Source organism: Methylobacterium sp. Leaf88, assembly GCF_001422795.1.
Classification (GTDB): Bacteria; Pseudomonadota; Alphaproteobacteria; order Rhizobiales; family Beijerinckiaceae; genus Methylobacterium.
Genome location: NZ_LMMK01000029.1, coordinates 1 through 1276, shown reverse-complemented (window position 1 = coordinate 1276; position 1276 = coordinate 1). Strand labels below are relative to the sequence as shown.

1 protein-coding gene is annotated in these 1276 nt (G+C 71.9%); it reads left to right on the top strand.

Going from position 1 to position 1276, the window contains the following annotated elements:
* Positions 1-1275, top strand: a 1275-nt coding sequence (locus ASF20_RS16110; RefSeq protein ID WP_200927239.1) for a VCBS domain-containing protein, incomplete at its 5' end; no start/stop codon positions are given.
* Between the last annotated feature and the right edge of the window lies 1 nt (position 1276).

Genomic DNA, 1276 nt, shown 5'->3' with positions numbered 1-1276 from the left:
GCCATCGTCGCCGACACCACGGGCGGCGGAGCGGGCCGGCTCGTCTGGACCTGGAACGCGCCCGACAAGGCTCTGGACTTCCTCGCTGCCGGCCAGACCCTGGACCAGACCTACACGCTCACCCTCTCGGACGGGCAGGGCGGCCTAGTGCGCCAGGACGTGACCGTGACCCTGGTGGGCAGCGACGACCTGCCCACCATCACGGGCAGCGCCGGGGCCACCTGGTACGAGGGGGCGGCGGTCAACCACAGCCGGTCGGGCACCCTCGCCTTCGCGGATGCCGACCTGAGCGACCATCTCACCGTCTCGGTGGCCGGCCAGAGCCTGAGCTACGTCACCGCCGCGGGCGTCGACCTGAGCGCCAGCCTGACGCCCGACCAGATCGCCGCGCTCAAGGCCGCCTTCACGATGCCGACGGGGGACCTGGGCGCCAACAAGGGCAGCGCGACCTGGACCTACGCGATCGCCGACACGGCCCTCGACTTCATCGGGCAGAACGACGCGCTCAAGCTCGTCACCACGGTGGTGGCCGATGACGGGCACGGCGGCAGCGCCCAGCAGGCGGTGACGATCACCCTCAAGGGCGTCAACGACGCGCCGACGATCAAGGGCTACGCCCCCGGGGACGCGGCCATCGCCGGCACGGTGACGGAGAAGGCGGGCGTGTTCGGCGATGCGGGCCTGCAGCAGACGGGGGGCGCCTTCGCCTTCGCGGATGCCGACCTGTCGGACGCGCACAGCGTGCGCATCACCCCCAAGGCGGGCGGCTACCTCGGCACGCTGGCGGCCAGCGTGGTCTCGGACACGACCGGCGGCGGGACCGGCTCGGTGGGCTGGACGTTCCAGGTGGCCGACAAGGCCCTGGACGGCCTGGCCGCCGGCCAGAGCGTGACCCAGACCTACACGATGCAGGTCGGGGACGGGAAGTCGGGGGCGGCGAGCCAGGACGTGACGGTGACGCTGACGGGCAGCGCGGACCAGTTCGTGTTCCAGGGCCTGACCAAGAAGGCGCTGCCGAGCTTCGGCGCGGGCGACACCCTGTCGTTCCAGCACACGGCGCTGGGCGGGCACACCGAGGCGGGCGTGCTGCCGGACGACTACTTCGTGACCGGCACCGCCGCGACTCTGGCCGGCCATGGCCAGTTCCTCAACGACGTCGCTCACAAGCAGCTCCTGTGGGACGCCGACGGTACGGGGGCGGGCGCGGCCGTGGTGGTGGCCACCTTCGCAACCCCGCAGACCAACCTGCACGCCCACGACATTCTTCTCGTGTGAC